The organism is Hoylesella marshii DSM 16973 = JCM 13450, assembly GCF_000146675.1.
Lineage (GTDB): Bacteria > Bacteroidota > Bacteroidia > Bacteroidales > Bacteroidaceae > Prevotella > Prevotella marshii.
Genome location: NZ_GL397214.1, coordinates 1,803,118 through 1,817,551 on the forward strand (window position 1 = coordinate 1,803,118; position 14,434 = coordinate 1,817,551).

The 14,434-nt window shown below is 41.9% G+C and carries 13 protein-coding genes; 6 read left to right on the forward strand and 7 right to left on the reverse strand.

Features of this window, described 5'->3' with window-relative positions; all coding sequences use genetic code 11:
* The first annotated feature begins 55 nt into the window (after window positions 1–55).
* From HMPREF0658_RS07545 to HMPREF0658_RS07565, 6 genes are all read left to right on the forward strand, one after another.
* A complete protein-coding gene (locus HMPREF0658_RS07545; RefSeq protein WP_024990953.1) occupies window positions 56–1,033 on the forward strand; it encodes a polyprenyl synthetase family protein in 978 nt (325 codons plus the stop codon).
* A 176-nt stretch (window positions 1,034–1,209) separates the two neighbouring features.
* Entirely contained in the window at window positions 1,210–2,583 is a 1,374-nt protein-coding gene (locus HMPREF0658_RS07550) for an alpha/beta hydrolase family protein (protein ID WP_006949862.1), read from the forward strand.
* Window positions 2,584–2,842: 259 nt separating this feature from the next.
* Window positions 2,843–3,001 (forward strand): hypothetical protein, encoded by a 159-nt coding sequence (locus tag HMPREF0658_RS11535; RefSeq protein ID WP_006949863.1) that lies wholly within the window; start codon window positions 2,843–2,845, stop codon window positions 2,999–3,001.
* Window positions 3,002–3,015: 14 nt separating this feature from the next.
* The gene (locus HMPREF0658_RS07555; protein WP_006949864.1) at window positions 3,016–4,545 is read left to right on the forward strand and encodes a GH3 auxin-responsive promoter family protein; all 1,530 of its coding nucleotides are present in this window, start codon (window positions 3,016–3,018) and stop codon (window positions 4,543–4,545) included.
* A 4-nt stretch (window positions 4,546–4,549) separates the two neighbouring features.
* A complete protein-coding gene (locus HMPREF0658_RS07560; protein ID WP_006949865.1) occupies window positions 4,550–6,544 on the forward strand; it encodes an Ig-like domain-containing protein in 1,995 nt (664 codons plus the stop codon).
* Window positions 6,545–6,563: 19 nt separating this feature from the next.
* The gene (locus HMPREF0658_RS07565) at window positions 6,564–7,379 is read left to right on the forward strand and encodes a DUF3108 domain-containing protein (RefSeq protein WP_006949866.1); all 816 of its coding nucleotides are present in this window, start codon (window positions 6,564–6,566) and stop codon (window positions 7,377–7,379) included.
* A gap of 316 nt (window positions 7,380–7,695) precedes the next feature.
* On the opposite strand, the gene gpmA is transcribed toward HMPREF0658_RS07565, so the two are convergent.
* The 7 genes from gpmA to HMPREF0658_RS07600 all read right to left on the reverse strand — a co-directional run bounded on the left by gpmA (window position 7,696) and on the right by HMPREF0658_RS07600 (window position 14,359).
* Complete coding sequence (gpmA, locus tag HMPREF0658_RS07570; protein ID WP_006949867.1) at window positions 7,696–8,385, reverse strand: 2,3-diphosphoglycerate-dependent phosphoglycerate mutase; 690 nt, start codon at window positions 8,383–8,385, stop codon at window positions 7,696–7,698.
* A gap of 303 nt (window positions 8,386–8,688) precedes the next feature.
* Entirely contained in the window at window positions 8,689–9,111 is a 423-nt protein-coding gene (locus HMPREF0658_RS07575; protein ID WP_006949868.1) for a very short patch repair endonuclease, read from the reverse strand.
* A 2-nt stretch (window positions 9,112–9,113) separates the two neighbouring features.
* A complete protein-coding gene (locus HMPREF0658_RS07580; RefSeq protein WP_024990955.1) occupies window positions 9,114–10,985 on the reverse strand; it encodes an ATP-binding protein in 1,872 nt (623 codons plus the stop codon).
* A 16-nt stretch (window positions 10,986–11,001) separates the two neighbouring features.
* Window positions 11,002–12,084, reverse strand: coding sequence for a DNA cytosine methyltransferase (locus HMPREF0658_RS07585; protein ID WP_006949870.1), 1,083 nt, complete (start codon window positions 12,082–12,084; stop codon window positions 11,002–11,004).
* A gap of 26 nt (window positions 12,085–12,110) precedes the next feature.
* Window positions 12,111–12,794, reverse strand: a complete 684-nt coding sequence (locus HMPREF0658_RS07590) for an MjaI family restriction endonuclease (RefSeq protein ID WP_238305573.1) — start codon at window positions 12,792–12,794, stop codon at window positions 12,111–12,113.
* Between the two features lie 4 nt (window positions 12,795–12,798).
* Window positions 12,799–14,082 (reverse strand): DNA methyltransferase, encoded by a 1,284-nt coding sequence (locus tag HMPREF0658_RS07595; RefSeq protein WP_006949872.1) that lies wholly within the window; start codon window positions 14,080–14,082, stop codon window positions 12,799–12,801.
* Window positions 14,051–14,359 carry a helix-turn-helix domain-containing protein gene (locus tag HMPREF0658_RS07600; RefSeq protein ID WP_006949873.1) on the reverse strand — a complete coding sequence of 103 codons (309 nt, stop codon included), beginning with the start codon at window positions 14,357–14,359 and terminating at the stop codon, window positions 14,051–14,053. Before HMPREF0658_RS07600 ends, HMPREF0658_RS07595 begins: the two co-directional genes overlap by 32 nt.
* Window positions 14,360–14,434 lie beyond the last annotated feature (75 nt).

The following is a 14,434-nucleotide window of genomic DNA, read 5'->3' on the forward strand; positions in this document are numbered from 1 at the left end:
AAAAATATCACTAATCCCGATAAAATCACTAATTTTGTATCACATTCTCATGCGTATGGACCTTTTATCGCTCATCCAACAGCCCATTCAAACAGACCTTGCCACATTTATTTCAAGGTTTAATGCATCGCTCGAACATAGCGACGGACTGCTTTCCATGGCCTTGGAACATATCAAGCAGCGAGGTGGGAAACGCATGAGACCCATCTTAATCCTTTTACTTGCTAAGAATTACGGCACCATTACCGATGCTGCACACCATGCAGCAGTAGGTTTAGAACTCCTGCATACTGCGAGTTTGGTTCACGATGACGTAGTAGACGAGAGCAGCGAGCGCAGAGGTCAGTCGTCTGTCAATGCCACTTACAACAATAAAGTGGCAGTGCTTGTGGGCGACTATATACTTTCTACCGCCTTGTTGCACGTGGCTTATACCCAATCCGACTACATTATCAACAGCTTGGCGCAATTAGGAAGAACCTTATCAAAGGGAGAAATCCTGCAATTAACCAACATCCAAAACGAAGAAATCTCAGAGGAAGTCTATTATCAGGTTATCGAACAAAAGACAGCCGCTCTCTTTGAAACATGTGCTGCCGTAGCTGCCAAAGCTGCCGGTGCCAGCAACGAGAGTATAGAAGCCGCCCGAAAATTCGGTCGCGACTTAGGTACCATCTTCCAAATACGCGACGATATCTTCGATTATTACGACTCTCGAGAGATTGGAAAGCCAACGGGCAACGACATGGCAGAGGGAAAACTCACCCTTCCTGTTATCCATGCGCTCCATGTTACGGCAGACCCCGAGATGCTGAAGTTAGGCAAAAAAGTGAAAAAAGGTAACATTTCACCCGAAGAAATTGCTACTCTCGTGGCTTTTACAAAGGCGAACGGGGGTATAGAATATGCCGAACAACGCATGAACGAATACCGTATCTCGGCTTTACAATTTATAGACAACGAGGTGAAAGACCCCGACATACGCGCCGCACTCATAGCCTATATAGATTTTGTGATAAAAAGAAAGAGCTGAAATATGCACCCATTGCCGAAACACACCCCATCTATACGCCCCGAAACAGCATGTGCTTCGAGGCCTATTTATTCTGTTTTTCCATAAAACTAAAAAAGTTTACAATGATTGTTCCTTTCCTATCAATTCATTACTTTTATATCTCTTCCATATTTTAACTATAAAAAAGCAACACAATGAAAAAGACATTTATTATTCTCTGCCTGTCATTCGCCGTATTAACGGCCAAAAGTCAGGGAGTTATCGGTACATGGACAGGAAAACTGACGGTACAAAACATGCAACTGACCCTTACTTTCCATGTAAACAAAGATGCCGACGGAAAACATGTTTGCACAATGGACAGCCCCGACCAATCGGTGAAAGGCGTGCCCACCACTGTGAATCTGCTCACCGACGACTCGCTGAACGTCTCCATTCCTTCCATCGCCGGCACCTACGCCGGTAAGCTCGAAGGAAACATACTGAAAGGTACGTTCACGCAGTTCGGTTGCCCTTTTAAAATCGAAATGCAGCGCGGAGAGGAACGCCTCTCACGTCCGCAAGAGCCGAAACAACCTTTTCCTTATCTCACGGAAGAGGTGAAGTTTACCAACGAGAAAGCCTCTGCCACATTCGCCGGCACCCTTTGCTATCCCGTAGGTTACAATGCCAAGAGCAAAAAGAAAGTTCCCGTGGTGTTGATGGTTACCGGTAGCGGACAAGAAAACAGAAATGAAGAGATATTCGACCACAAACCATTTCTCGTTCTCGCCGATTTCTTAGCAAGAAACGGTATCGCCAGCCTGCGTTACGACGACCGGGGAACGGCCGAAAGCACAGGAGATGCTACCCACTCTACCATGTTCGACAACGCCGCCGATGCCCTTTCAGGATTCAAATATCTGCAATCGCTCCGCCGCTTCAGCACTATCGGCATTCTCGGCCACAGCGAAGGTGGCTGCATTGCTTTCATTCTTGCCGCTCAAGGCCATCCCGATTTCATCGTAAGTTTAGCCGGTGTTGGCACCAGAGGCGACAGTCTGCTGCTCAAACAGCTTTATCTTGCCCTCTCGGCACAGTCTCCCAAAGCTGTGATAGACGACTATTGCAAAGCCATGAAAGATGTTTATGCCTATAAAGAAGCCCATCCTCACGTGGAAAATGCCGAGCAGGCATTGACCGATATCTTACAGAACGCCGGTGTAACGATGAGCCAACTGCAACGCACATCACTCCTCGAAACGCTTAAAAACGAAAATGCATGGTGGTTGAACTTCATCTCTACCGACATGGGAGAATACGTAGCAAAAACACGGTGCCCCGTGATGGCCATCAACGGCGCGAAAGACTTACAAGTGACCGCTAAGGACAATCTGGATGCTATCCGGCGTTTGCTCCCCTCCAACAAGGCAAATCTCATCAAGGAATATCCCGATTTAAACCATCTTTTCCAGCATTGTACCACCGGCCAGATACTGGAATACCGGCAGATAGAAGAAACTTTCTCGCCCGAAGTCATGCAAGACATCGTGCAATGGATAAAAAACCTACCTGTAGGCCATAAGTAGTTCCTACTGAAAGACCCCGTTTAAACGGATTAACAACACATCGGGGACATATATCCATACATGCGGAAAAGGCTTCAATCCAAAGGGTTGGCTACATAAGCAGCAAGACATGTAAAAACCATGGCTTACCCCTCTGTTTCTCAAAGCTATCCTTTTACATCCTCAGAGCTATCCTTTTACACGCTCAAAGCTATGCTTTTATCCACTTAAAGCATAGCTTTTTCATTTTTCTATCTATCCTATTGAATACCAATTATTTATGATTGATATTCAGAAAAGCCGAACATTGAAAAATAAAAGTCATCGAATAAGAAGGAAAAAGTTTACCGAAAAACGCATGGTAAGCGAATTGGCACATGGTAAAAAAACAGGAAAAAGAGGTCTGTTTACAAAAGTTTGGCGTAACTTTGCAACTTAAACTACATTCAAAAAATGAGGCTGACAAGCATTGTAAGCAAATTTTTTCTGCAAAGACAGAAAGAGTTGGAACAGCACAACCATGCCGCCGAGGCATTACAAAGCGAGGTACTGACCCATCTTCTTTCGCGTGCTAAAGACACGGAGTATGGACGCAACCATCTCTTCGGCATGACAAAAAGTTACGAAGACTTTGCCCAAAATGTACCCGTAAACAGCTACGAGTCGCTGAAAGACGACATCGACCGCATGAGACACGGTGCATCAGACGTGCTATGGCCTGGTATCGTGCAATGGTTTGCCAAGTCTTCGGGTACTACCAGCGAGAAAAGTAAGTTTATTCCCGTATCTCACGAGGGACTGCAGCATATCCACTATGCCGGCGGAAAAGACGTCGTAGCCCTTTATCTTCAAAATAACCCGCAGAGCAGGCTATTCGATGGCAAGTCGCTCATTCTGGGAGGAAGCCATTCTCCCAACTATAACGTGCAGAATAGTCTTGTAGGTGATTTGAGCGCCATTCTCATAGAAAACATCCATCCCTTAGCAAATTGGGTAAGAGTGCCTAAGAAAGAGACGGCATTACTTTCCGATTTCGAGGTGAAACGCGAGCGTATAGCCCGTGAAACGCTTTCAAAAAACGTGACAAACATCTCCGGCGTACCCTCATGGATGCTCTCTGTGCTACTGAAAGTTCTCGAATTAAGTGGCAAAAAGCATATAGAAGAAGTGTGGCCGCATATCGAAGTGTTCTTTCATGGTGGCATTGCATTCACTCCTTACCGTAAACAATACGAACAAATCATTGCTTCACCCTCTATGAAGTATATGGAGACGTACAATGCAAGTGAGGGTTTCTTCGGCATTCAGAGTGATCCGAAAGATTCATCAATGCTCCTCATGCTCGATTACGACGTGTTCTACGAGTTTATTCCTATGGAAGATTTCGGCCAACCCCATGCTACGGCAGTACCATTGTGGGGCGTTGAGCTTCATAAAAACTACGCCATGCTTATTTCCACCTCATGTGGACTGTGGCGATACCTTATCGGCGATACCGTGATGTTTACCTCCCGAGACCCTTACAAGTTTGTCATTACAGGTAGAACGAAGCATTTCATCAATGCTTTCGGTGAGGAACTTATCATAGACAACGCAGAGAAAGGCCTGGCCTATGCCTGCCTTCAGACGCAATCAGAGGTCTCTGAATACACAGCAGCTCCCGTTTATATGGACGATAAGGCAAAATGCAGACATCAATGGCTGATAGAGTTTGCCCGCGAACCTGAAGACTTAAACGCATTTGCTAAGATATTAGACGACAAACTGCAAGCCCTCAACAGCGATTATGAGGCCAAACGCTTTAAAAACATCACGCTTCAACCACTCGAAATCATCAAGGCACGGCGCGGTTTGTTCAATGATTGGCTGAAAAGCAAAGGCAAATTAGGCGGACAGAACAAAGTGCCAAGGCTGAGCAACAGCCGCGATACACTCGAACAACTACTGAAACTGAACGCTTGCCAACCTATTCAAAAACTGTAAAAGAATGCATCTCATCACTCATATGCAAAGCTGTCACCGCTTTCTTTGCGGCAAAATACATACTTCGAGGTTGCTTTTCATAGCCTTGGGGGCTGTCTTGTTGCTCGTTGTCTCTTGTGCAAAGATGGGTAATCCCGATGGGGGATGGTTTGATGAGCATCCCCCTAAAATCATCGGAACTTTGCCACAAGATGGTTCTGTGAATGCTCATTCACGCAAAATAAGAATCCGTTTCAACGAATATATTAAGATAGAAAATGCTACGGAGAAAGTGGTTATCTCGCCACCGCAGCTTGAAATGCCCGAGATAAAAGGGCAAGGAAAAGACATCAGCATAGAATTGAAGGATTCATTGAAGCCCAACACCACTTATACCATTGACTTTTCAGACGCCATTACTGACAACAATGAGGGTAATCCCTTAGGAAACTACACGTATTCGTTTGCCACCGGCAGCGTAATAGATACATTGGAAGTGTCGGGATACGTGCTCGAAGCCGAGAATATGGAACCTGTGAAGGGTATATTGGTAGGCCTTTACGACGACAAAGCAGACTCCGCTTTCCTTCAAAAGCCCATGTTGCGCGTTTCAAGGACAGATAGTAGGGGACGGTTTGTCATCAAAGGCATCGCTGCAGGTAAGTATCGTATCTTTGCCTTACAAGATGCCGATGGTAACTACCTATTCAATCAGAAGAGCGAAAAGTTAGCTTTCAATCACGACACCATTGCTCCCTCTATACAATCGGACATCCGTCAAGACACCATTTGGGTGGATTCGTTGCATATTAAGGATATTCACAGAGTGGGATATACACGCTTTCTGCCCGATGATATAGTGCTTCGTGCCTTTACAGAGGTACAGACCGACCGTTATCTGCTGAAGACCGACCGACCGGAAGCCGACCGTTTCACCCTTTATTTCAGCTATGGAAATGAGCAGTTGCCCATCATCCGAGGTCTGAACTTCCGCGAAAAAGACGCTTTTCTCTTAGAGTCATCACCCAAAAAAGACACGCTTACTTACTGGTTGCGTGACACTTTGCTCGTTAAACAAGACACGTTAAGGTTTGAAATGCAGTACCTTTCAACCGATACTACAGGTCTTTTAACCCATAAAACCGATACTTTGGAACTATTGGCAAAAACTCCTTACGCCAAAAGAGTGAAGCAACAAGCCGATGAATACGAGAAATGGAAGAAAGAAAAGGAAAAGGCAACGAAACGGGGGGAGAAATATAATACCGTGATGAAGGGCGAAATGTTGGAACCAAAGTATGATATTTCTTCACAAACAGACCCCGATAAGCCCCTTTACATAGAGTTTCCAAGACCTCTGCGCTTAGCCGACAGCACCAAAATACACCTCTATTCAAAGATAGACACTTTGTGGTATCGTGCTCCTTTTGCTTTCCGGCAAAAAAAAGATGCAGGTATCAGGTACTACAAGCTGATGGGCGAATGGCGACCCGGAGTGGAATACAGTCTTGAAATAGATTCTGCCGCCTTTTCAGACATATACGGAAAAACAAACGGAGCTTTCAAACAAGGCTTTAAAGTGAAAGACCTGAAAGAATATGCCACGCTCTTTGTGCATATAAAAGGTACGCAAGACAGCAGTATCATAGCAGAGTTATTAGACGCATCAGACAAAGTGGTGATGCGCGTTGCTGCCCAAAATGGAACAGCAAAGTTCTTTTTCGTCAATCCGGGTACTTATTATCTACGGGCGTTTGTCGACCGAAATGGCAACGGAAGCTGGGATACAGGCAATTATGCAGCCAACCTTCAACCCGAACCCGTTTACTATTTCCACGATAAATTGGAATGTAAAGCCAACCGAGACATGACCAAAGAATGGAACTTTACAGCCCTTCCGCTCTACCGACAGAAACCTTCGGCCATTACAAAGCAAAAGCCTGATACTGAAAAGAAAATAAAACAACAGAATAAAAAACGAGCACAAGAATTAGGAATCACCTATATTCCACAATCCTAACATAACCTATCAAACCATTATGATGAAACTTTTAAAAAATTATATTACCGCTTTCGTACTTCTGTTCCTGCCTTTCGTTGCAAACGCACAGTGCAGTTTTCACAATGAAGCCTTTCAATCCGGCGAGTTTCTCTCCTATAATCTCTATTATAATTGGCAGTTTGTATGGGTGAAAGCGGGAACGGCTTCGATGTCTACTGTCACCTCTACATACAAAGGACAGAAGGCTTATCGCGCCAGTCTCATTACGCGTGGCAGTCAGAAGGTAGACAATCTCTTTGTTCTTCGCGACACCTTGCTGTGTTATTCCACACTTGATTTAGCACCGTTGTATTTCCGCAAAGGAGCAAGAGAAGGTAAGCGATACACTGTAGACGAGGTTTTCTACACTTATCCAAACGGTAAATGCTTCATTACTCAGCACCGCCAACATAACAACGGCTCGCATTCTTGGGAAAAACATACGCTGAATGACTGTGTCTATGATATGCTTAATATCTTTCTCAGGGCACGTAATTTCAACCCAAAGAATTGGAAAAGCGGTTATGTGGTTAACTTCCCGATTGCCGATGGCAATGGAACGACCCCAGCCATGCTAAAGTATCGCGGTAAAACCATTATCAAAGCCGATAATAACAAGAAGTATCGCTGCCTTGAACTCTCATATATGGAGAAAGAAGACGACGACTACAAGGAAATAGTACGTTTCTTTGTAACAGACGATGATAACCATATTCCCATCAGATTGGATATGTTTCTGAAGTTTGGAAGTGCCAAAGCATTTCTTGTAACGATGAAGGGAGCACGCAACCCGCTCACTTCTATCACAAAGTAAGAAAAGCTGCTGTTTCTTAACAGCTTTCTTCTTTATTTTTCAGAGCATAGCTTTTACACGGTAAGAGCTATCCTTTTACACGCTCAAAGCTATGCTTTAAGACGATGAAAGCATAGCTTTTACATTTTTATCTCTATCCTATTGGTTTTCAAATATTTATAATTGATTCTACTACAATATAAATATGATTTTTTCAAACGAATGGAATCATTATAAAAAAAGATGCCTTTTACACTTTAAGCGCTTGGCTTTGACGGTGTAAAAGGCATTTTCTGTATGTCTCTTTCGCCAATAGGCAAAGGGAGCATGCACTGCTTTATTTCAAATAATACTTCTTAACGAAGTTCAAATCGTCGTCGAATTCATAGACGAGCGGTGTGCCCGTAGGTATTTCAACGCTTACGATGTCGTCGTCGGAGATATTCTCAAAATGCTTGATAAGCGAGCGCAGAGAGTTTCCATGAGCAGCTATCATGACGCGTTTACCAGCCTGTATGAGCGGTTTAATGTCGCTTTCATAGTAGGGAACGGTACGTGCGATGGTATCTTTCAAACTCTCGCAAAGGGGTACTTCTTGTGTAGGAACATCCCGATAAGCAGGATTTTTGCGCGAATTGTAAGGGTTTGAATCTTCCATCATAGGCGGACGGACATCAAAACTGCGTCTCCACAGGTGCACTTGTTCGTCGCCGTATTTCTCTGCCGTTTCTTTTTTATTGAGTCCGGAAAGTGCTCCGTAATGGCGTTCGTTCAGCTTATACGATTTGATAACGGGCAGCCATTCACGGTCCATCTCTTTAAGTATGATTTGCTGTGTATTGATAGCACGTCTGAGATAAGAGGTAAAACACACATCAAAGTCTATTCCTGCTTCTCTCAAAAGCACTCCGGCATGCTTTGCCTCAGCCCTTCCTTTGTCTGAGAGTTCTACATCGACCCATCCTGTAAATAGGTTTTTCTGGTTCCACTCACTCTCTCCATGGCGGATAATCACTAATTTTTTCATCTTACTATATTTCTTTTAGTTTTCAAGTGTAAAGGTACGGCTTTTTTTTCACTTACACAATAACCGGAAGAAACTATTTTAGATTTTTCTCGGTTTGACTTAACCGATTGAGAAATAAACTTTTAGCGAATTATTTGAGAAATAGAGGTAACGATTTGGAAACTGTGCGAATTTCAGCGTTTTGCGTTGCTATGCTGTCAAATAACTCTTCTCACTGCAAAGAGAGTCAAATAACTTAAAACACTCAACTTATAGCAATAATTTTCTTGCTTATGAAGGCTATGGTATATAGCGATTGGCATTTTACGTATGTTCAACGATATTGTTGTATAGATTTCTCAAATTTTGTTCTCTAACTTTGGGTTTTAATTGGCATTGCCATACAACAGATACTCGATAGCCAAGCCTTTCTAATTCTTGCGTTTTACGTTTGTCCCTTTCTAAATTATCCGCAATCTTCTTCTCCCAATATTCCAAATTCGTAGATGGTAAATGAGCATATTTACATCCTTGATGCCCATGCCAAAAACAACCATTCACGAATATTACAGCCTTGTACTTTTGAAGAACGATATCCGGAGTTCCCGGCAACCGTTTTACATTTTTTCGATATCGCAGACCTTGAGCAAACAGATATTTTCGGACGATCTTTTCCGGTTTTGTTTCCTTTCCTGTGACATGAGACATTATTTCCGAACGCTTTTCTTTACCGACCGTGTCTGCCATCTCTACTTAATAACGATTCGTTCTTTAAGATGATCCATATTTTCTTTACGACTTTTCTTTGCATAGCCGAGCTTGTCGCAAGTCGCTTCTATTTTCTGGCAAAAAATATCGGCATTTAGTTTGGTCATACATAGTTCATCATTCTCGTTTCGTTCCGTACTATGCCATAAAGCTTCATCATTTAAGGGATGTTGCGGTCGGAATGGGGGAATATTAAAGATTCTATTATCTACTTGTGTGATCCAAGATGCTCCGATTTCCGTCATCGCACCCCATGCACTCGGGGTGTTATCACTCGTAACGAATATGACGAAGATTTTTTGATTAGAATAACTTTCCACAAAGAAATCCCGTAAATAGTTATATATCGATGCAGTCCCTTCGGGAATGCGGCTAATTTCATCGTCACAACTCGTGTATAAGATATCTTCGGGCGGAATGTTATTAAATACTAAAAATGAGTATATCAAATCAGCTAATGCTTTGTCTTTAGAAGCGTGACTAATCAGTATTTTCTTTTTCTGGGAATCCACTACGGTTTTTAATCCTAAAGCATTAGCATTATTATTGATCGCATCGGATATGACTTGTTCGATCGTTTCTCTCGAAGAATCTGGTGCTAATCGTCCTATACTTTCAGCTGCATTTTCACTCACTATATTTCTGAATGTGTCGACGGCTTCTCTAAATTTTGCTTCTGTATTTTTTTGTTCATTCAATTTACGTTGCTTCTTCTCTCTGTTCTGTTCATTAGAAAACAAACCTCTTTTCCGAAGAATATCCGGAAGTAGAATAGTTCGCACGTATTTTATAACGGCCTCATATCGTGGGTCGTCGGACTTATAACCTTGCCTATTGCTCAATGCCATATCTGGAAGTTCCGATAATTCGAACAAATCGATATATAGTTGTCCAACTACATAAACTTCATTCAATTTATTTTGACCGACTATCGGCAAAATATTGAACTCTCCCATTTTTTTATTCGCATATAAGGATATGAAGTTGTCGGGGAAATCGGTAAGTGCCGCTTTACGCCCTCTTGTAGAAGCGTATGCCCCGATCCATCCCATTATTTTAAGCGTATATTCATGATCTTTTCCTGCATTGTCTTTCAGATTGATTGGCTCTGTATACGGCTCTCTATGCTCAACTAATTCAGTTCGTTTTGCCGGATATTGGTTAGGAATATTTTTTGCTAAATCGGAAAAGTCATCCCCTAAAGATATAAATGCACATAACTCTTTTGCAATATTTTCGTCAAAGGTGTCTATTGTAACTGTTTCATTGCCTCTGATTATGTGTATTTTGAAATTATCGTTGACTAATGGGAATATTTTTAACAAATTCCGTTTAACCGAATCCATAGATTTATTCAATCTGTATTGAGGATTCCTCATTACGATCGCTGTTCCATGCTCTTGAATATATACGAATTTTATATCATCATCGGCAATAGGTCGTAACTTATTCCCGTCTATCGGTCTACGAGATAAAACAAAACCGGATTTCTCGTTATCGCTGATAGTCATTACATCAACGGATTCGGAAACAGACAATGCCGCCAACTTACCAACGCCTTTTCGTCCCATTTTTCGTCTCTCTCCGGAGCGTGTCATAGATTCTTCTTCTTTAACTCGAGAGACACCGGCTACGTTCAAGAACTTCTTTACTTCTCCATTCTGATAAGACATACCATGCCCATCATCTTCGATTCTGATATCGTCTTTATTAGAAATGATATATACATTATGTGCATCTGCATCATACGCATTAGCGACAAGTTCGGCCAATACATAATAAAGATTCGTATAAAGATTCGGTCCCAACAACTCTAAAATCCGAGGATCGACATTAAGCTGATATTCTTTCATATAAATATTCATGGAGTTAGTTGACAATTCGCGTCAAATGGTATATAATACTCTCGGCTATGACTTCTCCCAGTCTCGGTGGAACGGCATTGCCGATATATCTCGATGCTTTGGTAATAGCGACATACTCTTCGTCAGCGAAAAATTTATACGTCATCGGGAAAGTTTGTATAAGAGCAGCTTCTCTAATGGAAATAGCACGATCTTGTATAGGATGTCCGAATCTGCCGTTGCCTAAACCAGTGCATTGAGTTGTCATAGTAGGGGCTGGTTTTTCCCAAACCATTCTACCGTAGACACTACCAAACGAGCGTCCGTTATCGGTTTTATGACACCGTAATTGTAAATCCTTCGGCCAATCTTTCCAACTGCCTCCGTACGGAGTATGATGAAGACGTTCGATATTTAATGGCGATAATGCTTTGGCTCTATGCAATGAATCGTTTTTATCGGTTTCTCCGGCTTTGAGTTCGGGTAAATCTCCGATCGTTTCTTTCACCGTCTTGTACTCGTTAGGCTTATGCGTCGGGTTGATCAACTCGATATTTCCCAATCGCGATGCTAATAACACCAATCTTTTCCTAGTTTGCGGTATTCCGTAATCGGGGCAATATACTGGATTTACCCACACATGATATTCTTCATTTTTCAAAAGATTCTCGAAATCGGATAAAACGGGCTTTTCTTTGAAAGATAAGATTTGAGCCACGTTTTCCATCGTAACGATGTCGGGATGAACAGCCTTGACCAATCGTCCGAATTCATATAATAAATCGTATTTATTCGGATCTTTCTTTTTGTTTTTGAATGCATACGACGAAAACGGTTGACAAGGGGCGCATCCTGCCAACACTCTAATAGATCCTTTGCCGTAGGCTGTGCGGATTTCATCCGGAGACACCGTTTTAATATCCTTATATATGAATTTTGCATTGTTATTCGTTTCATAAGCATACCGGCAGGTCGCATCGATATCATACCCTGCAAGGATATTGAATCCCTTGCTTTTCATCCCGAAACTCAATCCGCCGATACCGCAAAATAAGTCGATAACTTCAATAGATGGGAGCGATTCGTTTTTGATATTCTTTCCTTTCATAATCCGATTTCAAAAACAGAGTGTACTCAATTCGACAACCGATCTATTTCGGATTGAATCTGACCTATAACCTCTTTATTGGCAATTTCTCCATCTAAGCTGAATACGATAAACACATTACCGCCATATTGTTCTTTGAACGATTCGAAACTCGCTTTCATTCGCTCAGTCAGCGAATAACTACCGAAATTGGCACTCGCTGTTATCGGTTTGATTTGTATGCCTATGGCTTTATCTCCGATTTTTGCGATATAATCAATATCTCCAGTATGATCCAATTCGGGATCGCTTTCTTCGAAGTTGATATTAGGAAATACTTTAACCAATCCGTCATTGATTACAGACTTTTCTCGTATATAACCGTCATAAGTACGATTTATAGTCAGATTGTATATATAGTCAATGCAGTCCTGTTCTGTCAATTCACGAAAAGCTGCTTCCCATTCCGGAATCACGACTTCCGTAATTTTTGCATACAACCGTTCACCCAATTCATGGAGACTTTCGACTGTGATTTTCGTCGGATTTTTTCCTGCGGTATGAGCATTTTCGAAATACCATGATTGCCATTCATCGAACGAAGAAGGTTGGCAATCGCGAATAAGAGCCATTACAGCACCTACTTTATTCGGACGGGATAATTGGTATGTTTGGCAAGCATAGTTCAGCACGCGTTCCTTTTTCCCGAAATTCATTGAATATCTATCCATAACGTTATAGGTTTATCAGTTTCTCGAATTTGTTTTTATATTTGAAATCAAAAGAATAGTCCACGTCTGCCAAACCGTTTTTCAGCATATGTGCATTTATAAAAGTTTTGTTGTCTAAGTATAAGTAGCACAACAACAAATCTTTATCATCATACTTTATGGCATCGTAACGTAAAAAGACCTTCCTTCCTTTTGTCTTTTCCGCAAGAAATTTTGTCGCATTACCATTGACAGATGGCTTTTCTTTGATTCCGAGCAGTCGTATGGTAAGTCCATTGTTCAATACAATAGTATTTGGTGACAAGATCGTTTTTACAGAAAAATACTCTTCCCGTTCTTTCTTGTCTTTATCTATCCGTGAACCGAATTGCAATTTCTTAATCTCGATTTTGCTTTCCATTTTGTGTGGGTCACTGAATATATAAGGCAAAGTTTTCTTCTTTTCGTCCATGTCGAAAACAGATCTATCGTTCCTGTATCTATATTCTACATTGCCGAACGAAAAGGATGAAGCGACCTTTTCCTCATAGTATTTTTTATAATCGGGATTTATTTCATACCCGATAGAATTACGTTGCAGATTACGCGCTGCGAAAGCCGTAGTCCCGCTACCCATGAATGGATCGAATACCGTTTCTCCAGCAAAAGAGAACATTTTTATCAAACGGTGCGGCAATTCTTCAGGAAATACCGCAATGTGTCCGTCTTGTTTAGCCCCGCCGAAATTCCAATGGGAAGCAAAAAATGTATTCCATTCATCTTTTGTCATTTCCGAATATTGCTTTTGCTCAATAGCGGGAACGGGAGCCTTACCTTGTTTTTTGAAAATTAGGATAAATTCGTAATCTATTTTCAAAATACCGTTTCGAGGATAAGGAAAACTACCCATAACAGCTCCTCCCCCTGTCGTATTCATCGTTGTTTGCTTCTGCCAAATTACGGCTCCCATATAATCCATTCCGAGAGCTTCGCAAAAACGTATGATTTCGGTTCTTATGGGAATCACTTTATAACGTCCGTAATAGACGGAACGAGCGAATTGGTCTCCTATATTTATGCACAAACGGCAACCGTCATGCAATACTCGATTGCACTCCGCCCAGACCATATTCAGATTGTTGATATAACTTTCGTAACTATCATGAAATCCAATTTGCCCATCACTCCCATAATCTTTCAATTGCCAATACGGGGGCGACGTAATGATCAGATGGACGGATTTGTCCGGCATAAGAGAAAGATTCCTGCTATCTCCGTTAATAAGCGTGTGTATAGTCTTTATTTCCATTTCTATTGTCAATTATAGTCTTCAATGCTTTATCTGCAATGTTTTTATCGTCTCCGATAATTGCATTTATCTTATCCGCAATCCAAAGGCTCAACAATTCTTCCCGTTCGATATTCAAGATATCCGAAAGCAATATTACTTGCTCCTTTTTAGCTTGTCTGTCTCCGCGTTCTATTCGGCTATACATAGGGACATCTATATTCAAAGCCGAAGCCAATTGCTTTTGCAACAATCCGCTTCGGACTCTGGCCGCTTTGATCTTTTGAGCGAATAACATTCGAATATTTTTTTTAATTTGTCATTATTTGGCAAATTTACTACTTTTATTTCGTTTATGCACTATAGCAAGCCA